This window comes from Acinetobacter sp. CIP 102637 (assembly GCF_000368425.1).
Taxonomy (GTDB): domain Bacteria; phylum Pseudomonadota; class Gammaproteobacteria; order Pseudomonadales; family Moraxellaceae; genus Acinetobacter; species Acinetobacter parvus.
This window is the reverse complement of the sequence record NZ_KB849435.1, coordinates 614,971-632,893: the sequence shown is the minus strand read 5'-3', so window position 1 is coordinate 632,893 and position 17,923 is coordinate 614,971. Positions and strand designations below refer to the sequence as shown.

17 protein-coding genes and 1 other RNA gene are annotated in these 17,923 nt (G+C 41.6%); 11 read left to right on the top strand and 7 right to left on the bottom strand.

Annotation, left to right across the window (positions count from 1 at the left end):
* Window positions 1-40 precede the first annotated feature (40 nt).
* Complete coding sequence (gene recA, locus F967_RS05980) at window positions 41-1,087, top strand: recombinase RecA (protein WP_004680956.1); 1,047 nt, start codon at window positions 41-43, stop codon at window positions 1,085-1,087.
* A 42-nt stretch (window positions 1,088-1,129) separates the two neighbouring features.
* Window positions 1,130-1,612 (top strand): regulatory protein RecX, encoded by a 483-nt coding sequence (locus F967_RS05975; protein ID WP_004680957.1) that lies wholly within the window; start codon window positions 1,130-1,132, stop codon window positions 1,610-1,612.
* A gap of 10 nt (window positions 1,613-1,622) precedes the next feature.
* Here F967_RS05975 and ffs read toward each other — a convergent pair.
* Window positions 1,623-1,719, bottom strand: an RNA gene (ffs, locus tag F967_RS13665) — signal recognition particle sRNA small type.
* Window positions 1,720-2,045: 326 nt separating this feature from the next.
* Between ffs and F967_RS05970 the strand changes: the two genes are divergently transcribed.
* Window positions 2,046-2,909, top strand: coding sequence for a YbgF trimerization domain-containing protein (locus F967_RS05970; RefSeq protein ID WP_004680958.1), 864 nt, complete (start codon window positions 2,046-2,048; stop codon window positions 2,907-2,909).
* Window positions 2,910-2,970: 61 nt separating this feature from the next.
* On the opposite strand, the gene F967_RS05965 is transcribed toward F967_RS05970, so the two are convergent.
* The 3 genes from F967_RS05965 to F967_RS05955 form a co-directional block, all read right to left on the bottom strand.
* On the bottom strand, window positions 2,971-4,842 hold the full coding sequence (locus tag F967_RS05965; protein ID WP_004798839.1) for a SurA N-terminal domain-containing protein: 1,872 nt from the start codon (window positions 4,840-4,842) through the stop codon (window positions 2,971-2,973).
* A 139-nt stretch (window positions 4,843-4,981) separates the two neighbouring features.
* On the bottom strand, window positions 4,982-5,254 hold the full coding sequence (locus tag F967_RS05960; RefSeq protein ID WP_004759870.1) for an HU family DNA-binding protein: 273 nt from the start codon (window positions 5,252-5,254) through the stop codon (window positions 4,982-4,984).
* A gap of 165 nt (window positions 5,255-5,419) precedes the next feature.
* Window positions 5,420-5,875, bottom strand: coding sequence for a phasin family protein (locus F967_RS05955; RefSeq protein WP_004677856.1), 456 nt, complete (start codon window positions 5,873-5,875; stop codon window positions 5,420-5,422).
* A gap of 209 nt (window positions 5,876-6,084) precedes the next feature.
* Here F967_RS05955 and F967_RS05950 point away from each other — a divergent pair, with 209 nt between their 5' ends.
* The 8 genes from F967_RS05950 to fdx all read left to right on the top strand — a co-directional run bounded on the left by F967_RS05950 (window position 6,085) and on the right by fdx (window position 12,209).
* Window positions 6,085-6,723, top strand: a complete 639-nt coding sequence (locus F967_RS05950) for a hypothetical protein (protein ID WP_004798837.1) — start codon at window positions 6,085-6,087, stop codon at window positions 6,721-6,723.
* Window positions 6,724-6,830: 107 nt separating this feature from the next.
* Entirely contained in the window at window positions 6,831-7,304 is a 474-nt protein-coding gene (locus tag F967_RS05945; protein ID WP_004677860.1) for an Rrf2 family transcriptional regulator, read from the top strand.
* 1 nt (window position 7,305) lies between these two features.
* The gene (locus F967_RS05940) at window positions 7,306-8,526 is read left to right on the top strand and encodes an IscS subfamily cysteine desulfurase (RefSeq protein ID WP_004680961.1); all 1,221 of its coding nucleotides are present in this window, start codon (window positions 7,306-7,308) and stop codon (window positions 8,524-8,526) included.
* 91 nt (window positions 8,527-8,617) lie between these two features.
* A complete protein-coding gene (gene iscU, locus F967_RS05935; protein ID WP_004677862.1) occupies window positions 8,618-9,007 on the top strand; it encodes a Fe-S cluster assembly scaffold IscU in 390 nt (129 codons plus the stop codon).
* A gap of 25 nt (window positions 9,008-9,032) precedes the next feature.
* Window positions 9,033-9,353 carry an iron-sulfur cluster assembly protein IscA gene (gene iscA / locus F967_RS05930; RefSeq protein WP_004661460.1) on the top strand — a complete coding sequence of 107 codons (321 nt, stop codon included), beginning with the start codon at window positions 9,033-9,035 and terminating at the stop codon, window positions 9,351-9,353.
* Between the two features lie 83 nt (window positions 9,354-9,436).
* Window positions 9,437-9,955 (top strand): Fe-S protein assembly co-chaperone HscB, encoded by a 519-nt coding sequence (gene hscB / locus F967_RS05925; protein WP_004680963.1) that lies wholly within the window; start codon window positions 9,437-9,439, stop codon window positions 9,953-9,955.
* A gap of 38 nt (window positions 9,956-9,993) precedes the next feature.
* Window positions 9,994-11,853 (top strand): Fe-S protein assembly chaperone HscA, encoded by a 1,860-nt coding sequence (gene hscA / locus F967_RS05920; RefSeq protein WP_004777004.1) that lies wholly within the window; start codon window positions 9,994-9,996, stop codon window positions 11,851-11,853.
* A gap of 17 nt (window positions 11,854-11,870) precedes the next feature.
* Window positions 11,871-12,209, top strand: coding sequence for an ISC system 2Fe-2S type ferredoxin (gene fdx, locus F967_RS05915; protein ID WP_004680966.1), 339 nt, complete (start codon window positions 11,871-11,873; stop codon window positions 12,207-12,209).
* 63 nt (window positions 12,210-12,272) lie between these two features.
* Here fdx and F967_RS05910 read toward each other — a convergent pair whose 3' ends face one another.
* From F967_RS05910 to mfd, 3 genes are all read right to left on the bottom strand, one after another.
* Complete coding sequence (locus tag F967_RS05910) at window positions 12,273-13,712, bottom strand: adenylate/guanylate cyclase domain-containing protein (RefSeq protein ID WP_004798833.1); 1,440 nt, start codon at window positions 13,710-13,712, stop codon at window positions 12,273-12,275.
* Between the two features lie 52 nt (window positions 13,713-13,764).
* Window positions 13,765-14,199: an HIT domain-containing protein gene (locus F967_RS05905; RefSeq protein WP_004677866.1), complete on the bottom strand. Its 435-nt coding sequence runs from the start codon at window positions 14,197-14,199 to the stop codon at window positions 13,765-13,767.
* A gap of 193 nt (window positions 14,200-14,392) precedes the next feature.
* A complete protein-coding gene (mfd, locus tag F967_RS05900) occupies window positions 14,393-17,854 on the bottom strand; it encodes a transcription-repair coupling factor (RefSeq protein ID WP_004798829.1) in 3,462 nt (1,153 codons plus the stop codon).
* Window positions 17,855-17,923 lie beyond the last annotated feature (69 nt).

Here is a 17,923-nt window from a genome sequence, read left to right as displayed (position 1 = left end):
TGGGTTAGTCGTTAAGAAGATAAAGTTTTGAGGTTTTGAGATGGATGATAATAAAAACAAGGCGTTACAAGCTGCATTAAGCCAGATTGAGAAACAGTTTGGTAAAAATACGGTGATGCGCCTCGGTGACAATACAGTACAGGCAGTTGAAGCTGTCTCTACAGGTTCCTTAACACTGGATATCGCACTCGGCATTGGCGGATTACCAAAAGGCCGTATCATTGAGATTTATGGTCCTGAATCTTCAGGTAAAACCACCATGACATTACAGGCGATTGCACAGTGTCAAAAAAATGGTGGCACCTGTGCCTTTATTGATGCGGAACATGCCCTTGACCCGCAGTATGCGCGTAAATTAGGCGTGGATATTGACAACCTGCTGGTATCACAACCAGACCATGGTGAACAGGCGTTGGAAATTGCCGACATGCTGGTTCGTTCAGGTGCAATTGACTTAATCGTTGTCGACTCTGTTGCGGCGTTAACCCCTAAAGCTGAAATTGAAGGCGAAATGGGTGACTCACATATGGGGTTGCAGGCACGCTTGATGAGTCAGGCATTACGTAAAATCACGGGTAATGCAAAACGCTCCAACTGTATGGTGATCTTCATTAACCAGATTCGTATGAAGATTGGTGTAATGTTCGGTAGCCCTGAAACCACAACAGGTGGTAACGCACTTAAGTTCTATGCTTCTGTACGTCTGGACATTCGCCGTATTGGACAGGTTAAGGAGGGCGATGAAATTGTGGGTTCTGAAACCAGGGTTAAGGTTGTGAAGAACAAAATGGCGCCTCCTTTCCGTGAAGCAGTGTTCCAGATTATGTATGGCAAAGGCACCAACCAACTCGGTGAACTTGTAGACCTTGCGGTACAGCAGGAAATCGTACAAAAGGCGGGTGCATGGTACTCTTATCAAGGCAACAAAATTGGGCAGGGTAAAAATAACGTGATTCGTCATTTTGAAGAAAACCCACAAATGGCTCAGGAAATTGAAAAGCTTATTCGTGAGCAACTTCTCACCAAAAACAATAATGAAGCCGCACAAACTGAAGATGCAGAAGAACCAGACTTGTTAGAAAACTAAGCTAGAACGCCCTACGGGGCGTTTTTGTTTCATGAGGAAAATATGTTGAATTCAGAAAAAGCTGAAAAGCCCAAAACCCTGACAGGTCAGAGACTACGCTCTTATGCCTTTGCCCTACTGACCCGCCGTGACTACTCACAAGCGGAGTTAATCACAAAACTCAATCAATATGCAGTTCATCCTGATGAGGTGGCAAATCTGGTGGAGGAATTAGCTGGGCAAAACTATCAGAGTGACCAACGCGTTGCCGAACAGACTTTGGCCAGCCAAATTCGCAAGGGAAAAGGCTTACAACGCATCAAACAGACATTAAAGGCCAAGCAGCTCGATACTGAATTGATTACCGAAGAACTTCAAGATATTGACTGGTATGAACAGGCGTATCAGCTCAAGGTTAAAAAATTTGGAGAGGCTGTAACCAAGGATCCAAAAACAAAGGCAAAACAAATTCGGTTTTTACAATACCGTGGCTTTGATATGGATGTAATTATGAAAGCGGTTGCCCGAACGAGCGAAGAAGAGTGATTGGTGGCAACCCTACCAGCATGACTTCGGCACATCATAGTTCTACTACCGTTGCTACCTTCCGGTCCTGGCGGGGTTCGTAGAGTACAATTGCGAAGCTACCAGTAGGGCTACCATTGCCTGACAAAGTATAGAGATTTTTACCTGAGTTGCAAGACTTGTCTCTGTTTTTCAGTAAGTTTTTAATTCAACTGCCTAATTCCTCATCAATACTGCCACTATATCTTTATAACCGACTTAAAAGCTGTATAAACATTAAACAACAGCTCTCTAATTCTCTTCAAAAGTGCTTGAAGATTGTAAATGCTTATTGCATTTACACGAGTTGCTGTTTTAATGGCTAAATCAAAAACGTGTATTCGGTGTGTTGCAAGTAAAAAATGAAGACTTGTTCGCCCACAGCTTTGTTTTTCAACTTTATGGATGAATTTTCATGCTAAAAAAGCATTCTATACTTTTTATTGCGCTACTCAGCAGTACGCATTTATATGCCAATGTCCCGATTGAATCTCGTGCCCTAAGCCAACAGCAAGCCAATAACGTCGTTGCAGGTTCTCCAAGTTTAAACTGGGAAATCATGCAAAAGAATCAAAAACTTGAAGAAGAAATTCGTAAATTACGCGGCCAGTTAGAAGAACATGACAATGCGATTGAACAACTCAAGAAAGAGCTTGCAAACCGCTATACAGATTTAGACCAGCGTCTGGAGCTACTTTCACAGAAAATTGATCCACCAGAAGAAAATACCGAAGAAAATGGTGCTACAGATACCGCTCAGGCTGGAACAGAGCGGACAGCAACCCCAATAACACCCACCCCGCCTCCAGTAGCGGATGTGACACCTAAACCTCCAGCCCAGACACAGGCCCGTGCTGCTGTGCAGCCACAGACAAATACGGCAACAACAAACACCACCAATAACCAGATTGAACTCGAAAAAGCAGCTTATACGGTTGCATTAGATGCATATAAACAAGGTGGCGCTAAAAAGGCAATTGAGCCAATGCAAAACTTTATTAAAAACCACCCGAATGGTATTTATGTGGGCAATGCCTATTTTTGGCTGGCTGAGTTCTATTTAGCTGTTGAGCCTGTGGACTATAAGGCAGCCAAGCAGAATTACAATATTGTTGCCACACGCTATCCTAACTCTGCAAAAGCTTCACGTGCAGTTTATCAGCTGTATAGCATTGCAAAAGATGTAGATAAAAATACAGCCTTGGCAAACCAGTATAAGGCCAAGTTGCTTAACAAGTATCCTCAATCTGAGGAAGCGAAATTTATTCAAAAAAAATAACCAACCTCTTCCAATAAAAAAGCCAGTTGATGAAAACTGGCTTTTTATGCTTAGAACAAACTCATTTGATCTTCGCCTTGGATTTTAAATATTCAGTATAGTCTTCCAAAATCTGTTGACCACGGAACTGTTGATAGAGTTTGCTCAACTCATGCATTTGTTCTGGTGGCAACTCACTCGCAATACTGGTGTTCACATTGGAAACAGCAACAATCACCAGTTCATTTGGCAGTTTAGCTGTTGTAGCAGACCACATACCCTCTTTGCTCGGTGCTGGGATACTAAATGCTGCACGCTCAATCGCACGCTTTAAGCCCTGAGAACGTGCATATGTACCTGCATCTTCAAAAGTTACCTGTGATTTTGCAACCACCTGCGCCGCAGGTTGGGTTTTAAAATCAGCAAGGATGCTGGCAATTTTTGCCTGAGCAGCCTTATAGGCTTTCTCTTCAACCACTTTCGCCTTTACTTCTGCTGTGGCCTGTGCCAATGGCTTGATCCCTGCTGGATGATAGTCACGAACCTTAATCCAGATGGTATCGCCATTTGCCAACTGAATATTTGAAGATGCGTTACGATCACCATTCTTCACATCATCATTAAACAATTTGGCCTTAACATTCAAATCGCTCAAATATGGGTTATCAGTGGTTAAGGTTACACCCTTAACAGATTCAACACGAGCACCTTTTACTTCCTGTGCAACCGCATCCAGAGAATCACTACCAACTACCATTTCATTCAGGCTATTGACCGTATCACTGAATAGATTCGCCAGTTTGGTTTTCTCAACTTCAGCAGTTAAACGTACCTTTTCTGATTCAAACGACGGCAATTTCACCATTGGAGAATTTGCTTCAATAATGTGATAACCATATTGGGTTTTAACAGGTTTTGAAATTTCACCATTCTTTAATGCATTGACTGCATTGTCAAAATCAGTTGAGAAAACACCTGGTGCATAGGTCGCCACCAAACCGCCCTGAGTTTTAGAGCCTGGATCATCAGAAAACTGAGCAGCGGCATCAGCAAATGTCATGCCTGCCTGAATTTTTGCATAGACCTCATTGGCAAGCTTTTGAGCCGCAGCATCATCACGGGCATCCGTGGTGATCAAAATATGTTTAACTTGACGTTTTACATCTTTTTGCTGTTTTTCAACAAATGCTTTATAAGCTTGCTGTAAATCGGCATCTGTTACTGCAAGATTGGTCGCAGGAAGTAATGCTGGGCTTAAAACCACATAATCTACATCAACACTTGCAAGCTGCTTGAATTCATTTTTATGCTTGTTGTAGTAATCTGCGATTTCCTGACTGGAAGCAGTTACACCCTTTTTATAATCATCCAGCTTGATGCTTGCCAAATGCAGGGTACGCTGTTCTGTCTGCAAGTTAGCCAATTGCTGTAGGTCTGACTGACTCACCAATGCATAATCCATCAAGGTGGTTGAAATCATTTTCAAGGCATGGTCCTGACGTAGGCTGGCAATCAACCCCTGATTGGTCATGCCCACTGAACGCAGGTAATTTTCATAGAGCTGCTGGGAAAACTTGCCATTTTCCTGAAAACTCGGCTGTTGAGCCAACATTTGCTCAAGCTGTACATCGCTTAAAGAAATACCGAGTTTTTCGGCCTGCTGCAAAAGCAAGCTACGCGCAACCAGCGCATCCAGTGCCTTTTGCTGAATCACAGGCAGGTTGAGCAGTGATTCATCACCCTTAACCAATGATAAATATTGATCTTTATAATTTTTGGTTGCACTTTCTAATTCTTTATTAGAAATATCCTGACCGTTAACCGATTTCGCAACGTCTGCCTTATTGCTACCACTAAAATATCCTTCAATACCTACAAGTGCCAAAGGGGTCAAAAACAAAACTAACAGGACTTTGCCAAGCCAACCCTTAATGACTGTACGAAACGATTCCATAAGAATTCCAATATTTTATTTCGGGGCAATTTTAACTGAAAAAACAAAGCGAATGAATGCAGAATACGGCTCAAAGCGAATTTTTCATTCAATAAATAAAAAACGCACCCGAAACGGTGCGTTTATTGATTTAAAAAGATTACGCAACTGAATCTTTCAAACCCTTACCTGGTTTAAAGCTAGGCACTTTGCTTGCTTTAATTTGAAGCTCTTCACCCGTTTTAGGATTGCGACCAGTACGTGCAGCACGTTCTTTAACGCTAAAAGTACCAAAACCAACTAAAGTAACAGTGTCACCGTTTTTAAGCGCTTCAGTGATTGATGCAATTGTTGCATCGAGTGCCTTACCAGCATCCGACTTAGATACTCCCCCTTTTTCAGCAATCGCATCAATTAATTCTGATTTATTCATGATAAAAAACATCCTCTTAATATCGTTTGTTAAGATCCAAGGCTATAGTTTAAAAGGCCATGCCGCCTTTATAGCAATGCTTTAGGGGAGAACGCAATACCAGAAAGACCTTTTAGCAAAAATAAATACTCAAAAACCACATAAACAGACGAGTGCCTATATTTTTTACTTTTTATTCAATTTACTCTTTAATTGATTATTTTCTTCAATCAATGCATCTACTTTAATATGTAGCTGAACTAAAAGTTGCTCGATATGCTGGAGATCTTTTGGAGTGACTAGACCAATACGATTCAACGAATGATTCACACCTGTATCCAGAATTTTTTCCACCTTGTCTTTGGTGTCAGTCACCGACTCTTTGGCTTTCTCAGTCACTTTTCCAACGGTGTTATCAGCAAAATCTACAGTCTTGGATTCTAGCTCTTCACCCACCTTGACCAGAGAGTCAAATAATTTATTTCCCTCTTCTTCGGCGCGTGAAAAAGCTCCCAAACCTGCCAGCCAGATTTGTTGTGTATACTTTTTGAAATCGAGTGCAGATTTCTTCGAACTCTTTGATTTTGGCTTAGTTTTTACCTCAGCTTCTTCATTCGGATTTTCTATGTTCGAGTTATCCATTGACCATTGCTCCCAAGCACTTTACAAACAGTATGTGGTATTTAACCATAAAAATGATTTTATAATATCAAAATTAAGACTTGATCGTTTTATAAAACTGTTCTACAAAGCAACAAAGACCTGTAAATTATTTTTAATAATTGAGTAAGGATGATCAGGCTTACAAGTCTTGTTGTTTTATAGCGATATTGGTAAGGAAAAATCAATCAATGAACGAAAGCTCAAAATCCAAACATTTATGGCTAAATGTGACATTGATTGCTTTAGAGACTTTTTTTTCCTTTATTTTAACCCACGATGCCACCCTGCGCTTACAGGCACAGAAACTGATCCAGAAAAAAACCACGATCAGGATAAACAGCTACATCCCTTTCTTTGATTTTTACATTCAGTTCACTGAAAAAGGCATTTTATTCGACCTTGCCGCCAATGATCGTACAATTGATGTCGAGATCAACACCACACTGATTGACCTAATTAAAATTTTCATCTTTAGCAATCAGCAAAGTCTATACAATATGCGGATTATGGGTAAGCCCGAACTTACCACAGACCTGACCGATGTATTACAGCACCTCACCCTGTCCAGAATTTTGGTCAACTGGCGTGAATGGTTCAACCACTTTGAGAATGATGCGGAAGCCGTTGCTTCCCAACAGCGCATTACCCCACTGCTTGATAAAATTGACCAGCAACGTTCTGAAATCAACACTTTGCTGGTTGAAGCAAAACAATACCAGAACTGTATTCACCGCATGCAAAAACGCCAGCGCCTGATCAATATTGGCTTTGCTGTATTGAGCTTTATTTTTATTGCCTTTTTTGTTTATAATATGTGGATACAATAATTTCATAATATTTTACTTTTCACACGCATAATGACGATTTAAAACTTGACTATTTTAGTCGGAATTCATAAAATTTAGTCATCTAGTCTAATCATGTGTATCGAATTATGCGTCTTACAACTCGTGGTCGTTACGCAGTGACTGCTCTACTTGATTTAGCTTTGCAGCCAACTGAACAAACAATCACGCTTGCGGAAATAGCAGCTCGCCAATCCATTTCAGTCGCTTATTTGGAACAGTTATTTGCAAAACTTAAGCGTCACGGGTTAGTTTCAAGTGTTCGTGGTGCAAATGGTGGTTATCACCTTGCACGACATGCCAGTGAAATCACCGTACTAGAAATTATTGAAGCTGTAAATGAAACGGTCGATGCGACTCGTTGTGACCACAAAGGCAACTGCCAAAATGGTGCAATGTGCTTAACGCATGACTTATGGCAAGAACTCTCCCACCATATTGCCGATTATCTTGCAAAAATCAATCTTGCTGACCTGATTTCCCGTGACAACGTTCAAACTGTTGCCATTCGCCAGAATTCAGTAAGTCTCGATTCAGCCTTTCTATCGGTTACAGGTATTTGACATGAAACGCCCAATTTATCTTGATTATGCAGCAACAACACCATTACTTCCTGAAGTTGCAGAACGTATGATGGAATGCTTAACTTTCGAAGGGACTTTTGGTAACCCTGCCTCACGTTCACATGCTTATGGCTGGCAGGCTGAAGAAAAAGTTGAATATGCCCGTGAGCAAGTGGCCAATCTGATCAAGGCTGATCCTCGTGAAATCGTCTGGACTTCAGGTGCAACTGAATCTGACAACCTGGCACTTAAAGGAATTGCCCAATTCTACGGTTCAAAAGGCAAACACATCATTACCAGTAAAATCGAACACAAAGCTGTGTTAGATACTTGCCGCGAGCTAGAAGAACAAGGTTTTGAAATTACTTATTTAGAACCCGAACCACGTACAGGTTTAATTACGCCTGAAATGGTGAAAGCAGCTTTACGTCCAGATACCATTCTTGTATCGCTCATGATGGTGAACAATGAAATCGGTACGATTACTGACGTAGCAGCTATTGGCGAGCTAACACGTGCGAATAAAACATTCTTACACGTTGATGCGGCACAGGCAGCTGGTAAAGTTGAAATCGATCTTTCAACCATGAAAATTGATTTAATGAGCTTCTCTGGTCATAAAATTTATGGCCCTAAAGGAATTGGTGCTCTATTTGTCCGCCGTAGCCCACGTGTTCGCTTAAAAGCACAAATGCATGGTGGTGGTCATGAGCGCGGTATGCGTTCTGGTACTTTAGCAACTCATCAAATTGTAGGTATGGGTGAAGCTTTCGAAATTGCTGGAAAAACCATGCAAGCAGAACAAGAGCGTCTTCGCCACCTACGTGACAAACTTTGGAATGGCTTCCAACAAGACCTTGAGCAAGTGTTCTTGAATGGTCATCCGACTGAGAACGTTGCAAACTATCTTAATGTCAGCTTTAACTTCGTTGAAGGTGAATCATTAATGATGGCGTTAAAAGATCTTGCAGTATCAAGTGGCTCAGCATGTACATCTGCAACATTAGAGCCTTCATATGTATTACGTGCTTTAGGTTTATCCGATGAATTAGCACATAGTTCAATTCGTTTTAGTTTTGGTAAATATACAACTGAAGCAGATATTGATCATGTGTTAACAATTACCAAAGCTGCTGTTGAGAAATTACGTGAACTTTCTCCGCTTTGGGATATGTATAAAGAAGGTATCGACCTTTCAACAGTTGAATGGGCTGAACACTAATTCATTGGATTTTGAATTGAACTCTTCATTGAAAACAGTGTTTTAACCCTCATATTAATATTAGGCTGACCCCGAGGTTTGGAGAAGCGACATGGCTTATAGTGAAAAGGTAATTGATCATTACGAAAACCCTCGTAATGTTGGTGTATTAGACAAAAATGCAGAAAACGTAGGTACAGGTATGGTCGGCGCACCTGCATGTGGCGACGTGATGCGTTTACAAATTCAAGTCGATGACAATGGCGTAATTGAAGAAGCTCGCTTCAAAACTTACGGCTGTGGTTCTGCAATCGCATCAAGTTCACTGGTAACCGAATGGTTAAAAGGTAAAACGCTTGATGAAGCTCAAGCGATCAAAAACATTGATATCGCGACTGAACTTGCACTTCCACCAGTAAAAGTACACTGCTCTGTCTTGGCTGAAGATGCAATTAAAGCTGCGATTGAAGACTATCGTGGTAAGAAAGCGAAAGCTGTGTGATGACCGAAATAATATTGGAGTTTTCATGATCCATTTAACTGAAAATGCTGCGACTCACATCAGCAATTACCTGCAAAACCGCGGTAAGGGTGAAGGCATTCGTATTGGTGTGAAAACTTCGGGTTGTTCTGGGTTGGCCTATGTACTTGAGTTTGTCGATGATATCGATACACATGATCAAGTGTTTGAGCAACTCGGTGTTAAAGTTTTTGTTGACCCTAAAAGCCTTGTTTATCTCAATGGTTTAGAGATGGATTATGTGAAAAATGGTTTGAATGAAGGCTTTGAATTTAACAACCCTAACCAAAAAGGTGAATGTGGTTGCGGTGAATCATTTACCGTCTAACTAGCAACACCCTCTTTCTTTTCGTCAAAACAGTGTGTTCCGCACTGTTTTAACGTATTTATTAATAGCGGAATTCATCTCCCATGAATCATTTTGAGTTGTTCCAATTACCAGAAGCACTCGATATAGATTTAGCAGCTTTAAAAAAACAATTTTTAAGTTTGCAACAGCAATATCATCCCGATAAAGCCACTGACAAAGATCAAGCATTGATCAAGTCGAGTGAAATCAATCAAGCGTATAAAGTACTCTCACAAGTTGATAGTCGTGCGGCGTATTTACTTGGCTTAAAAAAACAAGATCATCACTTGGATCAGTCCATTAGCGATTTTGAATTTTTACAATCTGCACTCGAAATGCGTGAACAGCTTGACGAAGCCACCTCCACCGAGCAACTTAGTACTTTAAAAGTTGAAGTTCAGCAATGGATTGACGGTTTAGTTCGTGAATTTAAAATCGATTTTGCTGAAGAAGATTGGGCTGAGGCTCGTGATACCGTTCGTAAACTACGTTTTTTTCAACGTGTCATGAATGATATTGATAAAGCCGAAGATCGTATGTTGGACGAAGAAGATGGCTTCGATCTCGATGATGATTTTTAATCCGCTGTTACCAAATATTTTCAAGGGATACCGCACGCATGGCACTTTTGCAAATTGCTGAACCAGGTCAATCTACTGCTCCGCATCAACATCGTATTGCGATCGGCATTGACTTAGGGACAACCCACTCTTTAGTGGCGACAGTGCTATCGGGAAAACCGAAAGTTCTGCAAGATGACAAAGATCGTGTATTACTACCGTCGATTGTTCATTACGCAAAAGATTCAACGACGTTTGGTTATGAAGCCAAGCCGTTTATGATGACTGACCCCAAAAATACTGTTGTTTCAGTAAAACGTTTTATGGGTCGCTCGCAAGCAGATATCAAATTTCAGCATCCGTATACACTTGTTGGTGCAGAAAATGAGATGCCAGCATTTCAAACTGCTGCTGGTCGTAAAACGCCTGTCGAAATTTCTGCAGACATTTTAAAGCAGTTAAAAGATCGTGCCGAAGCAAGCCTCAACAACCCTATCAACGGTGCAGTGATCACTGTTCCAGCATATTTTGATGAAGCACAACGCCAAGCGACACGTGATGCTGCTCAACTTGCAGGTTTGAATGTTTTACGTTTGTTGAATGAACCTACTGCGGCAGCTGTTGCCTATGGATTAGACCAAGATACCAATCTCAGTACAGACCGTAATTATGTGATTTACGACCTTGGTGGCGGTACTTTTGACGTCTCCATCCTACGTTTCTCACAAGGTGTTTTTGAAGTTCTTGCGACTGGTGGACATACCGCGCTTGGAGGTGATGACCTTGACCGCTTAATCGTAAAATGGGCAAAAAAACAGCTTAATATCGAAACTTTAAGCGATGAAGAATATGCTGTTTTTGTTGTTGCAGCGCGTCAAGCCAAAGAATACTTAACAGATCATGAATCTGCTGAATTAAAATTACTGGATGATCGTCTCATTTTAGATCGCCCAACTTTTGAATCGATTATTCAAGTTGCACTCGATAAAACCATGAGTGTATGTAAACGTGTACTGCGTGATGCTAAGCTTGAACTCGATGAAATCGAACATGTGGTTTTAGTAGGTGGTTCGACACGCTCATATGCCGTACAAAAAGCTGTACGCGAATTATTTGAACGTGAGCCATTATGCACCATTAATCCAGATGAAGTGGTTGCAATTGGCGCATCTATTACCGCCAACCAGCTCATTGGCAACAGTCAAGATGGTTCATTACTGCTTGATGTCACGCCACTTTCTCTTGGTCTAGAAACCATGGGCGGTTTGGTTGAACGTCTGATTTCACGTAATACAGCGATTCCTGTAGCTCGCCGTCAAGAATTTACCACTTATCAAGATGGCCAAACCGCGATGTTGATTCATGTGGTACAAGGTGAACGTGATTTAGTCGAGCATTGTCGTTCATTGGGTCGCTTTGTTTTACATGGCATCCCACCAATGACTGCGGGTCAAGCACGTATTGAAGTGACCTTCCAAGTTGATGCGGATGGCTTACTGACAGTATCTGCGAAAGAAACCACTTCTGGTGTTCAAGCGCAAATTGATATCAAACCATCTTATGGTCTATCTGCAGCGGATACTGAACGCCTCTTGGTTGAAGGTTTCCAACATGCAGAGGAAGACAAACAATTGCGCCATCTGCAAGAAACAAAAGTGGAAGCACAACGTGAGTTGGAAGCACTCGAACAAGCGTTAAAAGCAGATACGGATTTACTCTCGCAGCAACAAGCTCGAGATTTAATTCTTGCCGCTGAAGCGTTAAAAGCTCGTCTTAAAACCGATGAGCTTGCAACGATTGAACATGCTGTTCAACAGCTTAAAATTCACAGTGATGCCTTTGCCGCATTGCGTATGAACCGACATATTGACCATGCCTTAAAAGGTACGAAACTTGAAGATTGGTCAAACTCAAACTAAAGGTATAGGTGATCAATATGCCACGTATTAAAGTTCTTCCTCATGCACAAATTTGCCCAGAAGGTGCAGAATTTGAAGTCGAACAAAATGCCAATTTATGCCAAAGTTTATTAAAACAAGGCATTAAAATTGAACATGCTTGCGACATGTCTGCAGCATGTACGACTTGCCACGTGATTGTTCGTAAAGGATTCGATAGCCTTGAAGAAATGAACGATGTTGAAGCAGATCTACTTGATCGTGCATGGGGTTTAGAGCCTGACTCTCGCCTGTCATGTCAGGTTGAGATCGTTGATGAAGACTTAGAAATTGAAATTCCGAAATATACGATTAATCATGCTTCGGAAAATCACTAAGCTTTATCCATAAAAAAACTCCTCTTTATTAGAGGAGTTTTTTTATTCAAGAATAAATCTGGATTATTGTCTAATCTCATCATCCAACGTCAGTTTTGGAATTCCCTGTGCATTGGTAATTTTCTGTTGCTTTTTAATTCGGTCTATCATTTTTTCAAGAATTTCAACCAGTTCAGGATATTCATAATTTTGTACTTCCTCTAAATTAAGTACCAAATGAAAACCTTTGTACTCAAAATCAAACCATTTTTGGGTATCTGATTTCTTGCCAGTGAATTTTTCCATCACCTGCCAAGTTTTTACGGGCCCCTGAATGCCTTTTAAGTAAATTGGTACTTTAGGCACACATAGAAATTCATTTTTAATCAGCTGATGTGTGTCATCCGCAATTAGTATTTCATCCACTTCAGCCGCAGACTGTAAACGCGCTGCCAGATTTACATCACGCCCTACAATGGTATAGGCCATACGGTGTGAAGCACCATAGTTCCCAACGTGGCAATAACCTGTACTGATTCCCATGCGGATGTGCAGGGCTGGATAGCCCATTTTCTTCCAGCGTTCACGCAAAAGTTTCATTTGCTGGCGCATGGAAATTGCCATTTCCATACAGGATTTAGCATCCTGCTCCACACCCTGTGAGTTTGGGTCACCAAAGAAAATCAGGATCGCATCTCCCATGAACTTATCCACGGTTGCCTCATACTGCTTGGCAATTTCAGTCATGTGACTAAGATAATCATTAAGCAGGAAAGCTAGATCATCTGGAATAAGTGTTTCTGAGAGTTCGGTAAAACCTTGAATGTCTGAGAAGAAAACCGTTAATTTTTTACGTTTATATTCAATTTTTGCCTCAGCCTCACCCCGCATAATCGATTGCCACAACTGAAGTGGCGCATAACGACTGAGCTGGTTGGCAAACGCAATATAGCGCGTCATTTGATTATGATAATGCTGGCGTTGCTGTCCCAGAATATTGAGACGACGATGCTGATAGTAGTTACCAATCACAATAAACATCATCAGACCAAGCAAGCTCACAACGGTCAGTTCAGGATTGGTTGGCTCAAAGTATTCTTCGGCATTAAAGATAAAAAAAGTACAGAAATAAAAAACCACCACACCAATCAGCCCAATCAGGCAGCCAATTGGCAGGGAAATCTTGTTATTTAGACCAACATACAATAAGGCAAATAAAATGGTAAACGTAGGGACAAGACTTAAATGCAGGCCCGCAAGAACAATGGCAACAATGATGGCTTCACAGGCAAAGACAACATTCTTTTCAATGGTTTTGTCATATTTATATTGCAGCCACTTTTCCAGTTTAGGACAGAACAGAAAATAGACCAATAACAAAGGGAGGATATAGAGTTGATAGCTAGCACTGGTAGAAGTAAAAGTATAGATGACCAAAATCAGCGACAAGATCGAATATCCCATCAATCGATGAAAGTAAGCGAACTGTCTAGGCTCTTTATCAATTAACCTATCTAGTGGCACTCCATCCTCCTATTATTATAGAATACGACTTTTATTCTATTTTCTTTCTGGCTCAGTCCATGCGCCAGTCAAATGGCATGTCACCCTGACCACGCAATGCAAGCATTAGGGTCTGGCGCATATGTGCCAATACATCATTGCTATAAGGCACAGCTGGTGTACCCCACACAGGTTTAGGCCATGCCACATCATTCTGATAGCGCACAACATGATGAAAATGCAGTTGTGGAACTAGATTTCCTAGAGCGGCAACATTCATCTTATCGGCACGGAATACACGGGCGAGCTGGCTGGATAACCAGCTTGACTCACGTAGAAACTGTTCCTGATCTGCCTGGCTGAGTTCATATAGTTCTGTAATGCCTGGCACACGTGGTACAAGGATCAACCAGGGAAATTGCATATCATTCATTAAACGACATGTTGAAAGCGGGAAGTCGCCTACAAAAAATGTATCTTGAGCAAGTTGTGGATGCAAACTAAACATATCTTTATAAATGATGCAGAATAATGATGATCAATACTATCACATCAGTTTTGATGTGAATATTATTAGTCACCTGTTTGATTACAAATAACAATGATTTTCCTCATTTATTGGCGCAACATCCGATCAAAAAATGGTTATTTTTCACCGACAAACCTATATTCGCTTAATTAAACATCAATCCATTTTTCAACTAACTATGCAATTCACCCAGCAATTTATTCAGTAGCTCAACGATAAACTGGATACGTTTGTCATATTCAGCCAGTTGCACCATCACTTTCAAGCGATGCCCACCCTCCATACGGTAGTAGGTCGGATTTTTCTGCATAAGCTGAATAATGCTGATCGCCTGCACAGGTGTATCGGGCGAAAATTCAATGTAGCCACCATTGCTATTGATATCCACTTTGGTGATGCCCAGTTGCTCTGCCCTTAAACGAATCTGGTGCACACTAAACAGTTGCTTTACAGGCTGTGGCGGAATACCAAAACGGTCAATCAACTCCATACGGATGTTATCGAGTTTCTCCTGCGTATCGGTGTTACTGATACGTTTATAGAACAATAAGCGTTGATGTACATCACCCAGATAATCATCTGGAATCAGGGCTGGCATGTGCAGGTTGATTTCAGCCGTCAATGACAATGGTGCATCAAAGTTCGGAGTCTTGCCTTTTTGAATGGCTTTGGTGGCTTTTTCCAGCATTTCCATATACAGACTATAACCAATTGCCTGCATTGAACCACTTTGCTGTTCACCCAGTAACTCACCTGCGCCACGGATTTCCAGATCTTCAGTTGCCAGCATAAATCCAGCGCCTAAAGTCGATGCTCGTTGAATGGCATCCAGACGTTTTTCAGCATCACCTTTAAGATGTTTAATGGAAGGCACTAACAAATAAGCATAGGCCTGATGATGTGAACGCCCGACACGACCACGCAATTGATGTAACTGGGCAAGACCCAGTTTATCTGCACGTTCAATGATAATGGTATTGGCATTTGGAACATCAATTCCTGTTTCAATAATGGTTGAACACACCAGAACGTTATAATCTTTATGGTAGAACTGCTGCATCACTTGTTCCAGTTCACGTTCACGCATTTGCCCATGTGCCACAGCCACTCGTGCTTCTGGCACTAGATGACGGATCGTTTCAGCTGCTCGTTCAATGGTTTCCACTTCATTATGCAGCAAATAGACCTGCCCCCCACGCAGCAATTCACGCAGAATTGCTTCCTTGATGGAGTCATCGGTATGTTCCTGTACAAAGGTTTTCACTGCCAAACGCCGTGCAGGCGGTGTCGCAATAATCGATAAATCCCGCATTCCAGAGAATGCCATATTCAAGGTACGGGGAATTGGAGTTGCGGTTAAAGTCAACATATCCACATCGGCACGTAAGGCTTTAATACGCTCTTTATCCCGAACCCCAAAACGATGTTCTTCATCTACAATCATTAAACCAAGGTTTTTAAACTGAATATTTTCCTGAAGAATCTTGTGTGTTCCCACCACGATATCCACTTTGCCCTCAGCCAAATCCTCAATAGTTTTGAGATGAGTTTTATTACTGCCAAAACGGGACAATACTTCAATACGAACGGCCGTATCAGCAAAACGGTCTTTAAACGATTCATAATGCTGCTGCGCCAATAGCGTGGTTGGAACCAGTACGGCAACCTGTTTACCATTTTGCACAGCGACAAAAGCGGCACGCATCGCCACCTCTGTTTTACCAAAGCCCACATCACCACAGACTAGACGATCCATTGGCTTGGCCAGTTGCATATCATGTAGGGTCGCTTCAATCGCATTGGCTTGGTCAAGTGTTTCCTCATAAGCAAAGCCACTGGCAAATTGCATATAAGCGGTATGGTCCATTTCAAATGCAAAGCCTGGCTTGGACTGACGACGTGCCTGTATATGCAGCAACTCAGCCGCAACATCATGGATTTGTTCCAGTGCTTTACGCTTGGCCTTGCTCCATGTATCCGTACCTAATTTATGCAAAGGTGCAAGATTGGGATCACCGCCACTATAACGGCTAATCAGGTGTAAATTGGTCACAGGCACATAAACTTTTGCACCATCAGCATAGTCAAGCTGTAAGAATTCGTGATCCTGCTGATCAATTTCCAGCGTCGTCAAGCCTGCATAACGTCCAACACCATGATCAATATGTACCACAGGTGCACCAATACTCAGTTCCGTCAGACTACGTATCAGGAATTCTTCCGACACTTCCTGTTGACGTTTACGGCGACGTTGTACCACACGATGTTCATAGAGCTGATTTTCAGAAATCACCGAAAGTTGATTCGTTAGCAACAAGCCCCGATCTAAAGGCGCGCTGGTAATGGCAACCTGTAACTGATCTTTCTGGAACTGGGCAAAACTCTCTACGGTTTGAATTTCACCTAATACCGCCCGCAAAGCATCTTTTAAAGTTTCACGGCGACCTGCACTTTCCGCAACCAATAAAATAGGATGTTTAGCTTGATCAACATAATGTTTCACCACCTCAAAAGGCTGTTGCTTTTTAGGATCAACCGCAAGTTTGGGTGGCTGCTCAGCAGCAAGATTGAGTACACCTGCTTTGGCTTCAAATGCTTCTGCTGAGGCCAGAATTCGTGGAAATTGATTTAATGCCTGTAACACATGATGTGGCATTAAAAATAATTCCTCGGGAGGAAGAATCGGTTGATCAATGTTATGACGACGATCCTCATAACGACGAACCACTTCCTTCCAGAAGTTGATGAGTTCATCTTCAACTTCATTATTTGTAATGACAACGCAATTCTTTGGTAAGTAGGTTGTGAGGATGCTTTGTGTTTCCATCAGCTTTTTATCAAAGAATAATGGTAGGTAAAATTCCAGACCTGGGGTCGCAATGCCCTCTAGGACATCCTGATAAATTGGATTTTTCTTAGGATTGGCAGTGGGAAAACTTTCCGCATAACGATCTCTAAAAGTCGAACGCCCCTCTTTTAATGGAAACTCTTTAGCAGGTAAAACAGTAAAGTTTTTTAAGGATTCAGTGGTGCGCTGCGTTTCTGGATCGAAGAATTTCAGACTCTCAATTTCATCATCAAATAAGTCAATTCGAATCGGTTGATCTTGTCCAGAGGCGTAAATATCCATGATGCTGCCACGAACCGCAAATTCACCATGATCATACACCGTATCAACCAACCGATAGCCTGCTTGTACCAACTGCTTTTTTTGAGCTTCCAGATCAAGTTTCTGTCCCACCTTAATATCAAAATGCTCGCCCACAACCCATGAATATGGTGCAACCCTTTGAGCAAGTGTACTTGCCGAAATCAGTAAAATGCCCTTTTTTGGCATATTGGACAGAATAGCCAAACGTTCTGACACAATATCCTGATGCGGTGACAAACGGTCATAAGGCAAAATTTCCCAGTCAGGGAAAATGGTGGGCTTGATGCCATAGAATTCAAGTTCACTGTCTAATTGCGCAAGATGCTGGTTATTGCTTGCAACAATCACATAGAGACTGGAACTTTGCGTGGCTATTTCTTTAAATAATAATGCAGCTGATGATCCAAGCAATGAACCAATCCAGCGTTTTTCGCCTGCTTTGAATTGTTGTAGATTTAATTGAGAGATTTCTTGTTGAAACATAGAGAAAATCGTGCAATTTAAAGGACAATTGACTTAGTTTAGCATGATGTTTTTTATGTGGATATAAAT